Origin of the sequence: Streptomyces sp. NRRL S-646, from assembly GCF_000720765.1 — a bacterium.
GTDB lineage: Bacteria > Actinomycetota > Actinomycetes > Streptomycetales > Streptomycetaceae > Streptomyces.
In genome coordinates, this window is sequence record NZ_JODC01000009.1 from 282,791 (window position 1) to 301,945 (window position 19,155).

The following is a 19,155-nucleotide window of genomic DNA, read 5'->3' on the forward strand; positions in this document are numbered from 1 at the left end:
CTTACGCGGCTCTTATGCAAGCCGCTCACCAACTCTTCAGGGGGACCCTCAAGTGACCACTCCGCCCCAGGGCCAGAACCCGTTCGCACAGGGCCAGCAGCCCTACGGCCAGCCCCAGGGCCAGGCACCGTACCCGCCGCAGGGCTCGGCACCGTACCCGCCGCAGGGCTCGGCACCGTACCCGCCGCAGGGCTCGGCGCCGTACCCGCCCCAGGGGCAAGCGCCGTATCCGCCTCAGGGCGGCTACCCGCAGCAGCCGGGTCAGCCTGGGTTCCCCCAGCAGGCCACCGCACCGTACGCGCCGATTCCTCCGCAGCCGAGCCGCAAGCTCAGCTTCAAGGCGATCAGGATCATCGCCGTCATCGTGATCGCCATTGTCGCAGCCGTCGTCAGCTTCATAACCAGCCAGAACGACGCCGACACCGCCAAGGTCGGCGACTGCATGCACCGCGGCAGCAGCAACGACAACAACCCGGACCTCGAGGTCGTGAAGTGCGACTCGTCGCAGGCCCAGTACATCGTGCTGGCCAAGATCAACGGCAACTACTCGGAGACCGAGGCCCAGACCAAATGCCTGGCAGCCGCCAAGGACTTCCAGTACTCGTACACCGAGAGCAGTGACAGCAACGACTTCCTGCTCTGCCTGAAGGACTACAAGAAGTAGGCCGGGATACGCGTCGGGGGCGGTGTTTCACGTGAAACACCGCCCCCGACGCGTATCCCGGGTCATGTTTCACGTGAAACATGACCCCGTTTCACAGCCTCAGCTCTGCTCGGCCCACCATTCCTTGAGGGCCGCCACCGCCTCACCATGTTCCATCGGCCCGTTCTCCAGCCGCAGCTCCAGCAGGAACTTGTACGCCTGACCGATGGCCGGTCCCGGGCCGATGCCCAGGATCTCCATGATCTGGTTGCCGTCGAGGTCGGGACGGATCGCGTCCAGCTCCTCCTGCTCCTGGAGCTGGGCGATGCGCTCCTCCAGACCGTCGTACGCCCGCGACAGCGCCGCCGCCTTGCGCTTGTTCCGCGTCGTGCAGTCCGAGCGGGTCAGCTTGTGGAGGCGGTCGAGGAGGGGGCCGGCGTCGCGGACGTAGCGGCGGACCGCCGAGTCCGTCCACTCGCCAGTCCCGTAGCCGTGGAAGCGCAGGTGGAGTTCGACCAGACGTGAGACGTCCTTCACCAGCTCGTTGGAGTACTTGAGAGCCATCATGCGCTTCTTGGTCATCTTCGCGCCGACCACCTCGTGGTGGTGGAACGAGACCCGACCGTCCTGCTCGAAGCGGCGGGTGCGCGGCTTGCCGATGTCGTGCAGCAGCGCGGCCAGGCGGAGAGTCAGGTCGGGGCCGTTATCCTCCAGCGCGATCGCCTGCTCCAGGACGATCAGCGTGTGCTCGTACACGTCCTTGTGCCGGTGGTGCTCGTCACGCTCCAGCCGCAGGGCCGGGAGCTCGGGCAGCACATGGTCCGCGAGACCGGTCTCGACCAACAGCGTCAGGCCCTTGCGCGGGTTCGCGGACAGGATCAGCTTGTTCAGCTCGTCCCGTACCCGCTCGGCCGAGACGATCTCGATACGGCCGGCCATCTCCTTCATGGCCGTCACGACCTCGGGAGCCACCTCGAAGTCGAGCTGCGCAGCAAAGCGTGCGGCCCGCATCATCCGCAGCGGATCGTCGGAGAAGGACGCCTCGGGAGTGCCCGGGGTACGCAGCACACGCGCAGCGAGGTCGTCCCGTCCGCCGTGCGGGTCGATGAACTTCTTCTCAGGGAGCGCGAGGGCCATCGCGTTGACGGTGAAGTCACGCCGGACGAGGTCTTCCTCGATGGAGTCGCCGTAAGCCACCTCGGGCTTGCGCGAGGTCCGGTCGTAGGCCTCCGACCGGAACGTGGTCACCTCGATCTGGTAGCCGTTCTTCTGGGCGCCGACCGTGCCGAAGGCGATACCGACCTCCCACACGGCATCCGCCCACGGACGGACGATCTTGAGGACGTCCTCGGGACGTGCGTCGGTCGTGAAGTCGAGGTCGTTGCCGAGCCGGCCGAGCAGCGCGTCCCGGACCGAGCCTCCGACCAGGGCGAGGGAGAACCCGGCGTCCTGGAAACGGCGGGCGAGGTCGTCGGCGACAGGATCCACCCGCAGCGATTCACTCGGCACGCGGTGCGGCTCCTGGCTCAGGGCACTGAGGTGGGCTTCGTTGGCGTTCGGCACAACAGAAGAGGGTACGTGGCCCGGGCGACCGCAAGCGCCTCCATTAAGGGCCCACGGACACCACCGCAGATACAGGCGTAAACGCTGCCCTGGAGGCATACAGGTGGCGCCCGTCTTTATACATGCACATACAGGACAGGTCGACCCTGCTCCCCGATCTTGTGCGGCAGTCCGCGGCACTTCCCCTCAGCGCGCATCGTTACCATGCGTGGACGCACATTCCGACGACCACTGACGACGACGAGGGACGGGCGAAACGCGTGGCCGAGGCGGCAGACTTCCAGGGGACGAATCCCTCACCTGCCCACCGGTGGCTGCGGCGCACCGGAGCACTGCTCGCAGGGGCGCCTCTGCTGGCCGGCCTCCTCCAGCTGCCCTCCGCGGCTTCCGCGAACGCGGCTGGGCAGGCTTCCTTGCAGGCCGCCTCAGGTTCGGGCTCGGTGGCCGTCGCCCTCGACTCGCTCAGCCCCGGTGTCCCCACGGACGGCGACACGCTCACCGTGTCGGGCACCGTGACCAACAACGGCAAGCAGACGGTCACCGGCGCCCATGTGGGACTGCACGTGGGCCCTGAGCTGAATACTCGCTCGGCCATCGAGGACATCGCCAACGACAGTGGCAGCGTCCAGGGCGCGACCGGCTCGGAGATCGGCGGCAAGTACGTCGAGAAGTTCCCCAAGCTCACTCCGGGGGTCGCCGAGCCCTTCAGCATCACCGTGCCGGTCGACAAGCTGGACCTCGGAGACGACGGGGTCTACCAGTTCGCCGTATCGCTGTCCGGCCAGACGCCGGCGCAGCCGTGGAGCAAGGTCCTCGGCGTCCAGCGGACCTTCCTGCCCTGGCAGCCGGACGAGGCCGGCACCAAGACGAAGACGACGTTTCTGTGGCCGCTGGTCTCCACCGTCCACATGACGGCGGAGACAGGGTCGAACGAGCAGCAGACACCGGTCTTCCTCAATGACGATCTCGCCAAGGAGATCTCCCCGGGCGGCCGCCTGGACGAGATGCTGTCCCTGGGCGAGAGCCTCGACATCACGTGGGTGATCGACCCGGACCTGCTGGCCTCGGTCGACGCGATGACCCGCAGCTATCGGGTCAGGGCCGCCAACAACACGACCACGGCGGGCACGCACCAGGCGGTCGCCAAGCAGTGGCTCGCCGAGTTGCAGAAGGCAGTGGCCGACAAGGAGGTCGTCGCGCTGCCCTTCGCCGACCCGGACCTGGCCTCCCTCGCTCACAACGGCACGAGCGTGACCGGTTCGCTGAGCCACCTCAAGGAGGCCACCGACGTCGTCGCCAACACGGTGGAGCCCATCCTCCACGTGAAACCGAGCACGGACTTCGCCTGGCCCGTGGACGGCGCCGTCGACCCGTCGATCGTGAAGGTCGCCACCTCCGCCGGCGCCGACCAGGTCATCGCGCGCAGCGACAGCCTCCAGGAGACCGGCGGTCTGCCCTACACCCCCTCCGCAGCACGTCCCATCGGCGGCGGCACCACGGCGGTGGTCGCGGACGCCCGTCTGTCGCAGGCGTTCCAGGGCGACCTCACGACGGCCTCTGACGGCACCCTCGCCGTGCAGCAGTTCCTTGCCCAGAGCCTGGAGCTCAACCTCCAGACGAACAAGCAGCGCAGCATCGTCGTTGCTCCGCAGCGCATGCCGACACCGCACCAGGCCCAGGCCATGGCCGACGCGCTGGCGGCCCTCCAGGGCGGCAACTGGTCCGAGGCCCAGAAGCTCACATCGGCCGCCAAGGCCAAGCCGGACCCGGGTGCCACGACGAGGGTGCCGTCGACGTCCGCGTATCCCTCCTCGCTGCGCAAGCAGGAGCTGCCGCGCTCGGCCTTCGAGGAGATCGCGACAACGCAGGACAAACTCGACAACTTCAAGGTGATCCTCAGCGACGAGTCCCGTGTGGTGACCCCCTTCGGGCGCGCCATGAACCGCGGGATGTCCACGTCGTGGCGGGGCAGCGCGGCCGCCGCGGCGAGCTTCCGCGACGACGTGGACAACCACCTCACCGATCTGACCAGCCAGGTCAAACTGATCGACAAGTCCGACACCAAGCTCTCCGGACGCAGCGCCACCATCCCCGTGACCGTCCAGAACAATCTGGTGCAGGGTGTCCAGCACCTGACGCTGCGCCTCACCTCGACGAGCCCCACCCGCCTCCAGATCGGCGGCCATGCCTACCAGGAGCAAGCCGTCACGGTGTCCGGCGGTCACAGCCAGACGGTGAAGTTCACCACGACGGCCAAGGCCAACGGCCAGGCGACGGTGGTCGCCCAGCTGTACACGGAGGACGGCCAGGAATACGGCAACGCCGTCACCTTCGACGTCAAGGTCACCGAGTTCACGGCCACCGTGATGCTGGTCATCGGCGGCGGCTTCCTCCTGCTGGTCCTCGCCGGCTTCCGCATGTACACGCAGCGCAAGCGAGCGGCCGCCCGTGAGGCCGAGGAGGACGGTCCCGACGAGGCCGGCGAGCCCGCCGAGGGACCGAAGAACCCTGAGGGCCCTGAAGACCGTCTCAAGGAGGAGTCCGGCACCGACGCCCGGGCAGACGACCCTGAGCAGCCGAGTGACCCGACACCGGACACCGCACCGGAAAGCACCGACCCGTCCGGCACGGGTGAGAGAGTGGACCGTTGAGGATGTCGTGGCCGGTGGGCCCGGGACGATGAGGTGGGGTAACCATGAACGCGCCGTACGACGGTGACCGCGGCCAGGCTGCGGGCAGCTCGGGCCCCGCCGAGGGCCCGCAGCCCGAGCACGGCCAGGTACCGCCGCAGCCCCCCGCGGACATGTACCTCCAGGACGCCTACGACCAGGACCCCTACCGGGCACAGGATCTCTCCGCGCAGGACCCGGTCGCCGAGGCCCTCTACGACCGCGCCGCGCACCCTCCGCCGCCCCCCGGTACCTACCAGCCGCAGCAACCGCTGTATGCCCAGCCGCCTCAGTCCCCGTACGCCCCCGACTCCCGTGTCTGGGCCCAGACCCCGGCGCCGGAACCGGACGCCCCGAGCCAGTACCTGCCGTACGGCGACGACCCCCGCACGACCCAGTACGTGGGCGTCGACGACCTGGTCACCCGGGCCGGTGAGGAGCGCCACGAGCCGGACGCCTTCGCGCATCTCTTCCGGGACCAGCAGCAGAACGGCGGATACCCCGCGTCGGATCCCCCGTCGGTGCCCGGCCCGGCGGCCGCGCCGGGTGCGTCGTCGCCGACCTCGCAGTACCAGGATCCGGCGGCGCCCACGCCCGCGGCCGACCAGACCATGAACCTCGGCACCACGCCGCCCGCGGCTGCGGCGCCACCAGCAGCTCCGGTGGCCCCGGCGAAGAAGGCCGGGCGCGGCGGAGGCCTGCTCAAGTCGAGCGCCGTGATGGCGGCGGGCACGATGGTCTCCCGCCTCACCGGCTTCATCCGCTCCGCACTGATCGTCTCGGCGCTCGGCGTCGGGCTGCTCGGTGACACCTTCCAGGTCGCCTACCAGCTGCCCACGATGATCTACATCCTGACCGTCGGCGGCGGCCTCAACTCGGTGTTCGTGCCGCAGCTCGTGCGCGCCATGAAGGAGGACGAGGACGGCGGCGAGGCCTACGCCAACCGCCTGCTGACCCTCGTCATGGTGGCGCTGGGCGCCCTCACGGTCCTCGCGGTCCTCGGCGCGCCGCTCCTGATCCGCCTGCTGTCGGACTCGGTGGCCAGCGATCCGGCGGCCAACGAGGTCGGCATCACCTTCGTCCGCTACTTCCTGCCCTCGATCTTCTTCATGGGCGTCCACGTGGTGATGGGGCAGATCCTCAACGCCCGCGGAAAGTTCGGCGCCATGATGTGGACGCCGGTCCTGAACAACATCGTCATCATCGTGACGCTCGGCATGTTCATGTGGGTGTACGGCACCGCGGCCGACTCCGGCATGAAGGTCACGACCATCCCCCCGGAGGGCCAGCGGCTCCTCGGCATCGGTGTTCTGCTCGGCCTCGTCGTCCAGGCGCTGGCGATGATCCCGTATCTGCGCGAGACCGGGTTCCGGCTGCGGCTGCGGTTCGACTGGAGGGGCCACGGCCTCGGCAAGGCCGTGACGCTCGCCAAGTGGACCGTCCTGTTCGTCCTCGCCAACCAGGCCGGCGCGATCGTCGTCTCGCAGCTGTCCACCTCGGCCGGCAAGGCCTCACCCGTCGACGGCACCGGCTTCGCCGCCTACGCCAACGCCCAGCTGATCTGGGGACTGCCGCAAGCCATCATCACCGTCTCCCTGATGGCCGCCCTGCTGCCGCGCATCTCGCGCTCGGCGGCGGAGGACGACGGCGGCGCCGTCCGCGACGACATCTCCCAGGGCCTGCGCACCACGGCCGTCGCCATCGTGCCGATCGCCTTCGGTTTCCTCGCCCTCGGCATCCCGATGTGCACGCTGATCTTCGGCTCCTCCGGCATCAGCGAGGCCACCAACATGGGCTTCATGCTGATGGCGTTCGCCCTCGGCCTGATCCCGTACTCCGTGCAGTACGTCGTGCTGCGCGCGTTCTACGCCTACGAGGACACCCGGACGCCCTTCTACAACACGGTCATCGTGGCCGCGGTCAACGCGGGCGCCTCGGCGCTGTGTTACGTCGTCCTGCCACCCCGCTGGGCCGTGGCCGGCATGGCCGCCTCCTACGGCCTCGCCTACGCGATCGGCGTCGGCGTCGCCTGGAACCGGCTGCGCAAGCGGCTTGGCGGCGACCTGGACGGCGCCCGCGTCCTGCGGACGTACGCCAGGCTCTGCATCGCCTCGGTGCCCGCAGCGGCCCTCAGCGGCGCGGCCTGCTACGAGATCGGCCATACGCTCGGACAGGGCGTCGTCGGATCTCTCGCGGCCCTGCTGGCCGGCGGTGCGGTCCTGCTCGGGATCTTCTTCCTCGCTGCCCGCAAGATGCGCATCGAGGAGCTGAACTCACTGGTCGGCATGGTCCGCGGGCGTCTGGGGCGCTGACGCGGGGGTACGCGCACAACCATCGTCCGCCACCGTGTGTCGTGCATAGCGGCGGACTGTGGGCACAATTGGTTTCGGCGTCGGACAGCGCGCACGGATGTTGGTCGGCGCGCATTGAATGGGGAGGCAGGAACGACGGTGGCGGAGCGGAGCACGGCTGCCGTCGACGTGGCAGACAGCGGCGACGAACCGCTGACCGCAGAGGCGGACCAGTCCACGGCCGACGGGGTGGCCCAGAACCGGGAGCGGGACACGGAGATCGACGAGGCACAGGGGAGTGGCGGGACCGAGGGTCCCGGAAAGGCCTCACCGCCGGAGCTGCACAGCGGCCACAAACTCGCCAGACGGTACCGGCTTGAGGAGTGCGTCACCCGTCTGGACGGATTCAGCAGTTGGCGTGCCGTGGACGAGAAACTACGCCGCGCCGTCGGCGTCCACATCCTGCCCGCGGATCATTCACGGGCGCGTTCGGTGCTGGCCGCGGCCCGTTCCTCGGCGCTGCTCGGTGATCCCCGCTTCGTGCAGGTGCTGGACGCCGTCGAGGAGAACGACCTCGTCTACGTCGTCCACGAGTGGCTGCCCGACGCCGTGGAGCTGACCACGCTGCTCGCCTCCGGGCCGCTGGAGCCGCACGACGCCTACCAGATGGCCAGTCAGATCGCCTCAGCAATGGCCGCAGCGCACCGCGAGGGTCTGGCCCATCTGCGGCTGAACCCCAACGCCGTGCTGCGTACCTCCAGCGGCCAGTGGCGCATCCGCGGCCTTGCCGTGAACGCCGCGCTGCGCGGCATCAGTTCCGAGACCCCGCAGCGCACCGACACGGAGTCCGTCGGCGCGCTCCTGTACGCGGGGCTCACCCAGCGCTGGCCGTACGAGAACGACGCGTACGGTCTGTCGGGGCTGCCCAAGGACGTCGGTCTGATCGCACCCGACCAGGTGCGGGCCGGTGTCCACCGCGGCCTGTCCGAGCTGTCCATGCGCGCACTCGTCAACGACGGGGCGACCGCCTCGCGTCACGAATCCCCGTGCACCACGCCGGAGGAGTTGGTGAAGGCGATCGGCGAGATGCCCCGCATCCGCCCGCCGGAGCCCGCGTTCACCGCGCCGCCGGAGTACCAGCGCACGACGTACCAGCAGGGCACGTACGGCCGCCCGGCACCGCACCCCGGCGCCACCCAGCCGGTGCCGGCGCCTCCGGCCCCGCTGCAGAGCCGCACGGGCAAGGCGCTGAAGTGGGCCGTCTCGGCGCTCCTCATCGCCGCCCTGGGCCTGGGCAGCTGGCAGCTCGCGGACGCGCTCATGGACAACGGCGGCAAGTCCGACGACACCAACAACACGCAGACGACGGACGGGGGCGACAAGGGCGGCGACAAGACCAAACCGGTCAAGACCCTCCAGATCCAGAGCGCCCAGGAGTACGTCGCCAAGGGTGACGCCCAGCACCCCAACGACGTCGACAAGACGTACGACAACAAGAGTTCCACGTACTGGCGTACCGCCAGCTACAAGGACGGCCCGGACATGAACCCGGCCTTCAAGCCCGGCGTCGGCATCGTCTACGACTTCGGCTCGGAGCAGGAGGTCTCCGCCGCTTCGATAGGGCTCCTCTTCGGCGGCAACCACACGACGGTCACGCTCTACGCGACGGACTCCATGAGCTCGTCGGTTCCGCTGACTTCGATGACGAAATTGGGATCCACGACGACGTCCGGCACGTCTGCAAAGGTGACAGTCGCCAAGCCGGTCAAGAGCCGGTACGTACTGGTGTGGTTCACGGCGCTGCCGTACGCGCCGGGGGACTCGTACAGCGATCCGGGCTACAAGCAGGCTGTGACGGACCTGAAGTTCACCGGCTGAGACCGCATCCCGGGGAGGGGGTCCGATGGCAGATGACACCGCATACGGCGACGCAAGCGATCAGGACCTCCTGGCCCGCCATGTAGAGGGCGACCCGGAGGCCTTCGGCGAGCTTGTGCGGCGTCACCGCGACCGTCTGTGGGCGGTGGCCCTGCGGACGCTGGGGGACCGCGAGGAGGCCGCTGACGCCGTTCAGGACGCCCTTGTGTCCGCCTACCGGGCCGCCCACACCTTCCGGGGGCAGTCGGCCGTCACGACGTGGCTGCACAGGATCACGGTGAACGCCTGCCTCGACCGCGCCCGTAAGGCTGCCTCGCGCAAGACCTCCCCGGTCGACGACACCGAGCGGCTGGAGCAACTGCTGGAGCCGCACGAGGAGGCATCCGCTCCCGCGGAACGCAATGATCTGCACCGGCAGCTGTTGGAGGCACTCGGCACCTTGCCGCCCGACCAACGCGCCGCCCTCGTCCTTGTGGACATGCAGGGGTACCCGGTCGCCGAAGCCGCCCGCGTGCTCGACGTCCCGACCGGCACGGTGAAGAGCCGCTGCGCCCGCGGCAGAGCCAGACTCCTGCCGCTCCTCACCCATCTACGGCCGGAAAACACCGGTGGCCGCAAGGAAACGGGCGAGGGGCGGAACCGGACCCAGGGGACATCCGTCCCACCGGCAGCGGGACCACCGACTGCCGGTCCACGCGATACAGGGCCGGATACCGGGCCAAGCGATTCAGCTGCTGTGAAGGGCGGAGGTGGGCGAGCGTGACTTCCACGACGGACATGGCCGGACACCCGGACGTCGCCGAAATCTCCGACCTCACCGAGGGCCTGCTTCCGCCGTCCCGGACTGCCGACGTACGACGGCACCTGGACGAGTGTGAGCTCTGCGCGGACGTCTACACATCGCTGGAGGAGATCCGAGGGCTGCTCGGTTCAGTGCCGGGCCCGACACGCATGCCCGCCGCTGTCGCAGGCCGGATCGATGCCGCTCTCGCGGCCGAGGCACTGCTGAACGCGACGGCACCCGAGGTCATGGACGCCCCGGAGCTCGTCGGCGCTTCCCGTTCCACGGACGACGCCGGTGACAGCGCGCGTGTTTCACGTGAAACATCGGCAACGGCAGACCGTCCTGCGGGACATTCCCGTGCCGCCACCACCGGACCGGGCCGCAAACAGCGGAAGAAGGGCGGCCGCCGCAGGGTCGCCATCCTGGGCACCGTCTTCACAGTCGCCGCACTGGGCTTCGGTTCGGTCCTGCTGACATCGCTGAACGACGGGAAACCGCCCGCTTCCGAGGCTCAGGGCCGGAAGTCCGCCACCGAGGACACCTTCTCGGAGGCCAAGCTGGAGGACCAGGTCACCGGTCTCCTCAAGAGCCAGAGTCCGGACAGCGGCTCCCATGCTCCGCACAGTCTCGGTGTGGAGGGCGGCACCAACCAGCCCAAGGTCTTCAAGGCGCCCACGGTCCCGGACTGCGTCCGCAATGGCATCGGTCGCACCGACCCGGCGCTCGCGGCGAAGCCGGGGACCTACAAGAGGACGGACGTCTTGCTCGTGGTCATGTCGGACGCCTCGGCCAGCACCAAGGTGACCGCATACATCGTGGATGCGAGCTGCGTGAGTCATGCTTCCACCGTCAAGGCGAAGGTTCTCCTGACGCACTCCTACACCCGTCCCTGAACGCACACGCTTCGTCACCGTCGTGCGTGGTATCCCGTACCGTGTCGCGTCTCCGTGTGCCCGGACACAGTGGGAATGCGCGCCCCTTAGGATCCGTTGGGTGGGGTGAGAGCGCTGAGAGAGGCTCCCCCGGTCCGACGACGCAGTCCAGAGACGAGGAAACAAGCCGTGAGCGACGTCCGTAACGTGATCATCATCGGCTCCGGGCCCGCCGGCTACACGGCGGCGCTCTACACCGCGCGCGCGTCGCTGAAGCCGCTCGTGTTCGAGGGCGCCGTCACCGCCGGTGGCGCGCTGATGAACACCACCGACGTGGAGAACTTCCCCGGCTTCCGGGACGGCATCATGGGCCCCGAGCTCATGGACAACATGCGCGCCCAGGCCGAGCGCTTCGGTGCCGAGCTCGTACCGGACGACGTCGTCTCCGTCGATCTGTCAGGTGAGGTCAAGACGGTCACCGACACCGCAGGCACCGTGCACAAGGCAAAGGCCGTCATCGTCACCACCGGCTCCCAGCACCGCAAGCTCGGCCTGCCGAACGAGGACGCCCTCTCCGGACGCGGTGTCTCCTGGTGTGCCACCTGTGACGGCTTCTTCTTCAAGGACCAGGACATCGCCGTGATCGGCGGCGGCGACACCGCGATGGAGGAGGCAACCTTCCTCTCCCGCTTCGCCAAGTCCGTGACGATCGTCCACCGCCGGGACACCCTGCGCGCCTCCAAGGCGATGCAGGAGCGTGCCTTCGCCGACCCGAAGATCAAGTTCGTGTGGGACAGCGAGGTCGCCGAGATCGAGGGCGACCCCAAGCTCTTGGGTCTGAAGCTGCGCAACCTCAAGACCGGCGAGATCTCGGACTTGGCGGTCACCGGCCTGTTCATCGCGATCGGCCACGACCCGCGCACCGAACTCTTCAAGGGCCAGCTCGACCTCGACGAGGAGGGCTACCTCAAGGTCGCCGCTCCTTCGACCCGCACCAACCTGACCGGTGTCTTCGCCGCCGGTGACGTGGTCGACCACACCTACCGCCAGGCGATCACCGCCGCCGGTACCGGCTGCTCCGCCGCGCTCGACGCCGAGCGCTTCCTCGCCGCGCTTGCGGACGAGGAGCAGGCCGAGCCCGAGAAGACCTCTGTCTGACCTCCATCCGCCCCGCGCACCAACCAGTTAAGGAGCCCGCCGTGGCCGGCACCCTGAAGAATGTGACCGACGACTCCTTCGAGCAGGACGTCCTCAAGAGCGACAAGCCCGTACTGGTGGACTTCTGGGCCGCCTGGTGCGGCCCGTGCCGCCAGATCGCGCCGTCTCTCGAGGCGATTGCCGCCGAGTACGGCGACAAGATCGAGGTCGTCAAGCTCAACATCGATGAGAACCCGGGTACGGCCGCCAAGTACGGCGTCATGTCCATCCCGACGCTGAACGTCTACCAGGGTGGCGAGGTCGCCAAGACCATCGTCGGTGCGAAGCCGAAGGCCGCGATCGTCCGCGACCTCGAGGACTTCATCGCCGAGTAGTCGGCAAAGCCGTCGAGTCGACGGTGGATGTTTCACGTGAAACACGAATGGGCCAACCCCGAAGGGGTCGGCCCATTCGCTTGTCCGGACGCTTCTCACAGCGGCCTCAGCACCGGCTCCTTCTGCACAGCCCCCAGCAGCCGGTCGAGCGCCATCTCCACGTCTTCCTTCCAGGAGAGCGTCGTCCGCAGCTCCAGCCTCAGACGGGGGTAAGTCGGGTGGGGCCGGACCGTCTTGAAGCCCACGGCCAGAAGATGGTCAGCCGGCAGGACGCATGCGGGTTCCTTCCACCGTGCGTCCCCGAAAGCCTCGATTGCTTTGAAGCCCCGTCGCAGCAGATCCTTGGCGACCGTCTGGACCATGACCCTCCCGAGCCCCTGCCCCTGATAGCCCGGCATGATGAACGAGGTCATCAGCTGTACCGCGTCAGGCGAGACGGGACTCGTGGGGAAGGCCGTGGAGCGCGGAACGTAGGCCGGAGGTGCATACAGGACGAAGCCCACCGGTACATCGTCGACGTAGACGACCCGGCCGCAGGACCCCCAGTCCAGCAGGACCGCAGAAATCCATGCTTCCTTCTCCAGGGCGGACGTGCCCGCTTTTACCGCGGCCTCACCGCTGACTGGGTCCAACTCCCAGAAGACACACGCGCGACAGCGCTTGGGAAGGTCCTGAAGGTTGTCCAGCGTGAGCGGTACGAGCCGACGCCCCATGAAGCCTGTTCCTCGCTTCCTTCGTCCGCAGCGTCGCGAGCGGCTGTCAGAGCGCTCCGTTCCCTCAGCAGGCTGCCGACGAAGCCGCCGACCGCGCCCACTCCGAGACCTGCGCTCACCAGTCCGGTGCGGCTCATCGTTCGCATGGCCCCTGCCTCCCTCTCAGAGGTACTGCCAGGTGGATGCGCCATACCCGAACGCATCGTATCCACGAAGCGATTCCATCGATACCGCCTGAAAGCAAAAGAGCGGGCCGTGTTCCGGTACACACCGGACACGGCCCACTCTGTCGGCCTACCGAGCGAAACCGCCCTGTCGACCACAGGCTGTCTAAGCCTCGAGGTCCTCGGAATCGTCCTCCAGGAGACTCTTCTGCAGGACCGGTCCCTCGCCCGGAGCGAGGCTGCTGAGGATCCGCTCGAGGTCCTCCATGGAGGCGAACTCGACCGTGATCTTGCCCTTCTTCTGCCCCAGGTCGACCTTCACCCGTGTCTCGAAACGGTCCGAGAGACGGGTCGCGAGGTCGGTCAGCGCCGGAGATACCCGGGCACCGGCCCGAGGGCCCTTCGACCGCTGGGCCGTCTGCGGCCGCGACCCCATCAGGGTCACGATCTCCTCGACGGCTCGCACGGACAGTCCCTCGGCCACGATCCGGTGGGCCAGCCGGTCCTGCTCCTCCGAGTCCTCGACGGACAGCAGCGCCCTGGCATGACCCGCGGACAGAACCCCTGCAGCCACCCGGCGCTGGACCGCCGGCGAGAGCTTCAGCAGACGCAGCGTGTTGGAGACCTGGGGACGGGAACGCCCGATCCGGTCGGCCAGCTGGTCGTGCGTGCAGTTGAAGTCCTTCAGAAGCTGGTCGTAGGCAGCGGCCTCTTCCAGCGGATTCAGCTGCGCCCGATGCAGGTTCTCCAGAAGGGCATCCAGGAGAAGCTTCTCGTCCTCCGTGGCCCGCACGATCGCCGGGATCGCCTCCAGGCCGGCCTCACGGCAGGCCCGCCAGCGCCGCTCACCCATGATGAGCTCGTAGCGGGCGGGGCCCAACTGCCGTACGACAACCGGCTGGAGGAGGCCCACCTCCTTGATGGAGGTGACGAGTTCCTGCAGCGCGTCCTCGTCGAAGACCTCACGCGGCTGGCGCGGGTTCGGCGTGATGGAGTCGAGAGGGAGCTCCGCGAAGTGGGCGCCCACAGGAGACGCAGGCGCCTCCGCGACGCCGTTCAACGACGGCTCCTCGGTTTCATGTGAAACAGGCGGCAGCGTGGTCACCTTCGCCGCGGCCACTCCCCGGTCGGTGGTCAGCACCGGGACCGCCGACGGCGACGCAGAACCAGCGCCCCCCATCGCGGCCGGCGCCGGCGTCTTCTCCGTCGGGGCAGCAGGGATCAACGCGCCGAGACCACGGCCCAAACCCCTCCGTCGCTCGCTCACTGAATCCCCTCCACCATGCTTGGATCACTCTGGGCGCCGATATGAGCATGCGGGGCGTCGTATGACACGCCCACACCCTTCAGCGCGATTTCTCGCGCCGCCTCAAGATAGGACAGCGCACCACTCGATCCCGGATCGTACGTCAGCACTGTCTGTCCATAGCTCGGCGCCTCGGAGATGCGGACAGAGCGGGGAATGCTCGTCCGCAGCACCTCGTCGCCGAAGTGGCTGCGTACCTCGTCCGCGACCTGGGACGCGAGGCGCGTCCGACCGTCGTACATGGTGAGCAGGATCGTCGATACATGCAGTGTGGGGTTGAGGTGCCCCCGCACCAGGTCGACGTTGCGCAGCAGCTGCCCCAGGCCCTCCAGCGCGTAGTACTCGCACTGGATGGGGATGAGGACCTCCGCGCCGGCCACCAGCGCGTTGACCGTCAACAGGCCGAGCGAAGGAGGACAGTCAATCAGGATGTAGTCCAGCGGCTGCTCATAGGCCTGGATGGCTCGCTGCAGCCGGCTCTCCCGTGCCACCAGGGACACCAGCTCGATCTCCGCACCGGCGAGATCGATCGTGGCGGGGGCGCAGAAGAGACCCTCGACATCGGGGACCGGCTGGACGACCTCCGCCAGAGGCTTGCTCTCGACCAGGACGTCGTAGATGGACGGGACTTCGGCGTGATGGTCGATCCCCAGCGCAGTCGATGCGTTGCCCTGAGGGTCGAGGTCGATCACCAGGACGCGGCCGCCGTGCAGGGCCAGGGAGGCAGCAAGATTGACCGTGGTCGTCGTCTTGCCGACACCGCCCTTCTGGTTGGCGACCACCATGACGCGTGTCTGCTCGGGCCGTGGCAGGCCCTCGCCTGCGCGGCCCAGAGCCTCAACCGCCAGTTGGGCAGCACGACCGATCGGAGTGTCGTCCATCGGGGGCGGTGTTTCACGTGAAACATCGTCCCCCATCGACTCGGTACGGGGACCGGGGACCGGATCGGTCATCGGTCCCGCGATGTTGGCGTCGGACCGCAAGGATTCACTCTCCTCGACTTCAGGCTCGCAATGAACAGAGCCTCCCATGTCTTCGGGGTCGCGAACCAGTGAGGCCTGTTGTTCTGTGGAGAAATCCACCTCTGTGGACAACGTGGCCCCCCTCACGGGGGACCGATTCTCGTCGGATACGGATGCCTCTCCGAGTGAACCGAGAGGCTTACGGTCGCGGGGTTCGGCAGCGGCGCGGCCGCGGCTGATGATGCCGTGCAGCAGTGAGCGACGTTTCACGTGAAACACGATGCACAGCAGCGGTGGCCGAACTGTCGCGACACTCCGGCGTGCGTAGGTTTGGCAGCTTGTGTGGAGTACGTCTCGTCGTCAGGCCGGATCAGCGGCGCCGACGTGCCCGCCCCGCTCGTGCAGCCTTGGCCTTCTTCGCCGCGAAGCGCACACCGCCGGGGCTCTCCCCGACCTCGACCCGCACGACCGTGGACAGAGGGTCCACCACCCCTTCACCCACATGCAGGATGGACGTCTCCACGGCACCGAGCTTGCTGAGCGCCGTGGCCGCGCTCTTGAGTTCCTCCTCAGCGGTATCGCCCTTGAGCGCAAGCATCTCCCCGTACGGCCGCAGCAGCGGAATGCCCCACGTGGCCAGCCGGTCCAGCGGAGCCACGGCCCGTGCCGTCACCACATGCACCGACGGCACCTTGCCCATGACCTCCTCGGCACGGCCGCGGACGACCGTCACATGGTCCAGGCCGAGCAGCTCCACGACCTCGGTGAGGAAGTTCGTACGCCGCAGCAGAGGTTCCAGCAGCGTGATCTTCAGGTCCTCGCGAACGAGCGCCAGAGGAATGCCCGGCAGGCCGGCACCCGAGCCGACATCGCACACCGTCACGCCCTCGGGCACGACCTCCGAGAGCACGGCGCAGTTCAGAATGTGCCGCTCCCACAGACGCGGCACTTCGCGTGGGCCGATCAGACCGCGCTGAACACCCGCCTCAGCGAGCAGCTCCGCATAGCGGACCGCGTCCGCGAAGCGATCGCCGAACACCGCGCGCGCCTGCTCGGGCGCAGGGGGAAGCTCCGCTGCCTCCGTCACGGGGGACCGTCCTTCCGTACCGCATCAGCGCACCGAGCGCCGAGACCACCAGAACTATCAGGCTGACAAAGCTCGGCCCCGCCTGCGCTACAGACGGGGCCGGAGGAACGTACGGACCGATCAGGCCGGGAGCACAACGACGAAGCGCTGCGGCTCCTCGCCCTCGGACTCGCTGCGCAGGCCCGCAGCCTTGACGGCGTCGTGCACGACCTTGCGCTCGAACGGCGTCATCGGCTTCATCTTCACGGGCTCGCCGCTGCTCCTGACCTCGGCGGCCGCCTTCGCACCCAGCTCGGAAAGCTCGGCGCGCTTCTTTGCGCGGTAGCCGCTGATGTCCAGCATCAGCCGGCTGCGGTCACCGGTCTCCCGGTGCACGGCCAGGCGCGTGAGCTCCTGCAGCGCCTCAAGCACCTCACCGTCACGGCCGACCAGCTTCTGCAGGTCGCGGCTGCCCGCGTCACTGATGATCGAGACAGCGGCGCGGTCGGCCTCGACGTCCATGTCGATGTCGCCGTCGAGATCGGCGATGTCCAGCAGACCCTCGAGGTAGTCCGCCGCGATCTCGCCCTCCTGCTCCAGGCGGGTAAGGGTGTCTGCACCTTCGGCAGCGGCGGAGGTGGTGCCTTCCGTCACGGGATGGGCTCCTTCTTACTTCTTGGACGGGGACTTGGGGCGCTGCGGGCCCTTGCGCTGCCCGGACTGGGCCTTGCTGCGGGTGCCGCCGCCGGGCTTCGGCTCGGCCTTCCCGGCAGCGGCGGAGGGCTTGGCGTCCTCCGGCTCGTCGGACTTGCTCAGCGACGTCTTCGGCTCGGAGTCGCCGGCCGCCTTCGCACCGCCGGACTGACGCTGGGCCTTGCTCTGCCGCTTGGGCTGCTGGCGCTTGGGAGCGGCGGCGGTGTCGGTCGTCGCCGTACCGTCCTCGGACTGGACGGCGGCAGCGCTCTCGCTCTTCATCACGGTGCCGTCGGTCTGGGCAGCGAGACCCGCCTTGTTCAGGGCGTTGATGAACTTGCGCTCGAACTCGTTGCGGTCACGGCCCTTGGCGACGATCGCCTTGACGATGGTCTTCTCGCTCCGCTTGCGGGTCTTGCCGTGGCTCGTGACGTGCTTGGTCAGGCGCTCCAGGTAGGCGGCCTGGGCCTTGGAACCCGGGGTCGGGTTGTTGTGGATGACGTACATCTGCTGGCCCATGGTCCACACGTTGGTGGTCAGCCAGTAGACGAGGACACCGACCGGGAAGTTGATGCCGAAGACGGCGAACATGACCGGGAAGACGTACATCAGCATCTTCTGCTGCTGCATGAACGGCGTCTTCACCGTGGTGTCGACGTTCTTCGTCATCAGCTGACGCTGCGTGTAGAACTGCGACGCCGACATCAGAACGATCATGATCGCGGTGACGACACGAACGTCGGTGAGGGAGGCGCCGAGCGACTCCACCTTCGCCGAGCTGTCGGTGAACTTCGCAGCGAGCGGGGCACCGAAGATGTGCGCCTTACGGGCGCTGGCGAGCAGCGAATCGTTGATTACGCCGATCGTCGAGCCGGTCGCGATGCCGTTGAGCACGTGGTACAGGGCGAAGAAGAACGGGGACTGCGCCAGGATGGGAAGGCACGAGGAGAGCGGGTTGGTGCCCGTCTCCTTGTACAGCTTCATCATCTCTTCGGACTGGCGCTGCTTGTCGCTCTTGTAGCGCTCCTGGATCTTCTTCATCTCGGGCTGCAGCGTCTGCATCGCCCGGGTCGACTTGATCTGCTTCACAAAGAGCGGGATCAGGCAGATACGGATGAGAATCACCAGAGACACGATGGACAGGCCCCAGGCCCAGCCCGTGTCGGGACCGAAGATCTTCCCGTACATCGAGTGGAACTGGACGATGACCCATGACACGGGTGTCGTGATGAAGCTGAACAGGCTGGCAATCGTGTCCACTAATCATGCTCCTTGGGCATGGGACGAGGTCTCTGCGGCCGGGCTCGAAGGAGGATTCTCTTCGGTGCTCGAAACAGGATTCTCTTCGGTGGCCGGTTCGGCGGCGGAGGACCCGCCACTGCGTGCACGCCAGGCGCCACGCAGCATTTCGTGCCACCGCGGACGCTTGCGCGGGGGGACATGGTCCACACCGCCCAGCGACCACGGATTGCACCGCAGGATGCGCCACGCGGTGAGCGCGGTGCCCTTGATCGCACCATGCCGGTCGATGGCCGTGTAGCCGTAGTGGGAACACGACGGGTAGTACTTGCACACCGGCCCGAGCAGCGGACTGATCGTCCACTGGTACAGCTTGATCAGAGCCAGCAGCGGGTACTTCATCGCGCGCCCCCTCCCAGCAGCCGCTCGATGGCGGCATCCAGGTCTCGGGCCAGTTGTGCATGGTCGGCGTCGCCCGCACCGGGCAGCGCTCGTACGACTACCAGGCTACCGGGGGGCAACAGGGCGACTCGGTCGCGCATCAGGTGGCGCAGTCTGCGCTTGACCTTGTTGCGTACCACCGCACCGCCCACGGCTTTGCTCACGACGAAACCCGCACGCGTCGGGGGAGCGCTCTCCCCAGGCGCGTGCGGGTCCGTGGCACCGCTACGAAGATGGACGACGAGGGACGGGCGTCCGGCCCGGCGCCCTCGTCGTACCGCGGTCGCGAAGTCCTCGCGCCGCCTCAGCCGGTTCTCGGTGGGCAGCACGACGGCATGA

At 68.1% G+C, this 19,155-nt stretch carries 17 protein-coding genes; 8 read left to right on the top strand and 9 right to left on the bottom strand.

What is annotated here, in order from left to right:
• Window positions 1–52 precede the first annotated feature (52 nt).
• Complete coding sequence (locus tag IH68_RS57260; RefSeq protein WP_030938910.1) at window positions 53–664, top strand: LppU/SCO3897 family protein; 612 nt, start codon at window positions 53–55, stop codon at window positions 662–664.
• A gap of 99 nt (window positions 665–763) precedes the next feature.
• Here the strand turns inward: IH68_RS57260 and IH68_RS0124660 are convergent, their stop codons facing one another.
• Entirely contained in the window at window positions 764–2,206 is a 1,443-nt protein-coding gene (locus tag IH68_RS0124660) for a CCA tRNA nucleotidyltransferase (RefSeq protein ID WP_030938913.1), read from the bottom strand.
• Window positions 2,207–2,466: 260 nt separating this feature from the next.
• On the opposite strand from IH68_RS0124660, the gene IH68_RS0124665 reads away from it, so the two are divergent.
• From IH68_RS0124665 to trxA, 7 genes are all read left to right on the top strand, one after another.
• Window positions 2,467–4,857 (top strand): DUF6049 family protein, encoded by a 2,391-nt coding sequence (locus tag IH68_RS0124665; RefSeq protein ID WP_030938916.1) that lies wholly within the window; start codon window positions 2,467–2,469, stop codon window positions 4,855–4,857.
• 44 nt (window positions 4,858–4,901) lie between these two features.
• On the top strand, window positions 4,902–7,187 hold the full coding sequence (gene murJ, locus IH68_RS0124670) for a murein biosynthesis integral membrane protein MurJ (RefSeq protein WP_030938918.1): 2,286 nt from the start codon (window positions 4,902–4,904) through the stop codon (window positions 7,185–7,187).
• Between the two features lie 138 nt (window positions 7,188–7,325).
• Complete coding sequence (locus IH68_RS0124675) at window positions 7,326–9,044, top strand: protein kinase family protein (protein ID WP_030938921.1); 1,719 nt, start codon at window positions 7,326–7,328, stop codon at window positions 9,042–9,044.
• A gap of 25 nt (window positions 9,045–9,069) precedes the next feature.
• Window positions 9,070–9,807: an RNA polymerase sigma factor SigM gene (gene sigM, locus IH68_RS0124680; RefSeq protein ID WP_030938924.1), complete on the top strand. Its 738-nt coding sequence runs from the start codon at window positions 9,070–9,072 to the stop codon at window positions 9,805–9,807.
• A complete protein-coding gene (locus IH68_RS0124685; RefSeq protein WP_030938927.1) occupies window positions 9,804–10,721 on the top strand; it encodes an anti-sigma factor family protein in 918 nt (305 codons plus the stop codon). Before sigM ends, IH68_RS0124685 begins: the two co-directional genes overlap by 4 nt.
• A gap of 168 nt (window positions 10,722–10,889) precedes the next feature.
• Window positions 10,890–11,858: a thioredoxin-disulfide reductase gene (gene trxB, locus IH68_RS0124690; protein ID WP_030938930.1), complete on the top strand. Its 969-nt coding sequence runs from the start codon at window positions 10,890–10,892 to the stop codon at window positions 11,856–11,858.
• Window positions 11,859–11,899: 41 nt separating this feature from the next.
• Window positions 11,900–12,232, top strand: coding sequence for a thioredoxin (trxA, locus tag IH68_RS0124695; RefSeq protein WP_003991504.1), 333 nt, complete (start codon window positions 11,900–11,902; stop codon window positions 12,230–12,232).
• A gap of 95 nt (window positions 12,233–12,327) precedes the next feature.
• On the opposite strand, the gene IH68_RS0124700 is transcribed toward trxA, so the two are convergent.
• From IH68_RS0124700 to rnpA, 8 genes are all read right to left on the bottom strand, one after another.
• Window positions 12,328–12,945 (bottom strand): GNAT family N-acetyltransferase, encoded by a 618-nt coding sequence (locus tag IH68_RS0124700; RefSeq protein ID WP_030938934.1) that lies wholly within the window; start codon window positions 12,943–12,945, stop codon window positions 12,328–12,330.
• A gap of 330 nt (window positions 12,946–13,275) precedes the next feature.
• The gene (locus tag IH68_RS0124705) at window positions 13,276–14,376 is read right to left on the bottom strand and encodes a ParB/RepB/Spo0J family partition protein (RefSeq protein WP_030938937.1); all 1,101 of its coding nucleotides are present in this window, start codon (window positions 14,374–14,376) and stop codon (window positions 13,276–13,278) included.
• Window positions 14,373–15,446: a ParA family protein gene (locus tag IH68_RS0124710; protein WP_078912588.1), complete on the bottom strand. Its 1,074-nt coding sequence runs from the start codon at window positions 15,444–15,446 to the stop codon at window positions 14,373–14,375. Before IH68_RS0124710 ends, IH68_RS0124705 begins: the two co-directional genes overlap by 4 nt.
• Window positions 15,447–15,747: 301 nt before the next feature.
• A complete protein-coding gene (gene rsmG / locus IH68_RS0124715) occupies window positions 15,748–16,464 on the bottom strand; it encodes a 16S rRNA (guanine(527)-N(7))-methyltransferase RsmG (protein ID WP_030938944.1) in 717 nt (238 codons plus the stop codon).
• Window positions 16,465–16,584: 120 nt separating this feature from the next.
• Window positions 16,585–17,097, bottom strand: coding sequence for a protein jag (locus IH68_RS0124720; RefSeq protein WP_030938947.1), 513 nt, complete (start codon window positions 17,095–17,097; stop codon window positions 16,585–16,587).
• 15 nt (window positions 17,098–17,112) lie between these two features.
• A complete protein-coding gene (gene yidC, locus IH68_RS0124725; RefSeq protein ID WP_030938950.1) occupies window positions 17,113–18,396 on the bottom strand; it encodes a membrane protein insertase YidC in 1,284 nt (427 codons plus the stop codon).
• A gap of 3 nt (window positions 18,397–18,399) precedes the next feature.
• Window positions 18,400–18,777, bottom strand: coding sequence for a membrane protein insertion efficiency factor YidD (gene yidD / locus IH68_RS0124730; protein ID WP_030938953.1), 378 nt, complete (start codon window positions 18,775–18,777; stop codon window positions 18,400–18,402).
• Window positions 18,774–19,145, bottom strand: a complete 372-nt coding sequence (rnpA, locus tag IH68_RS53465; protein WP_078912589.1) for a ribonuclease P protein component — start codon at window positions 19,143–19,145, stop codon at window positions 18,774–18,776. Before rnpA ends, yidD begins: the two co-directional genes overlap by 4 nt.
• Between the last annotated feature and the right edge of the window lie 10 nt (window positions 19,146–19,155).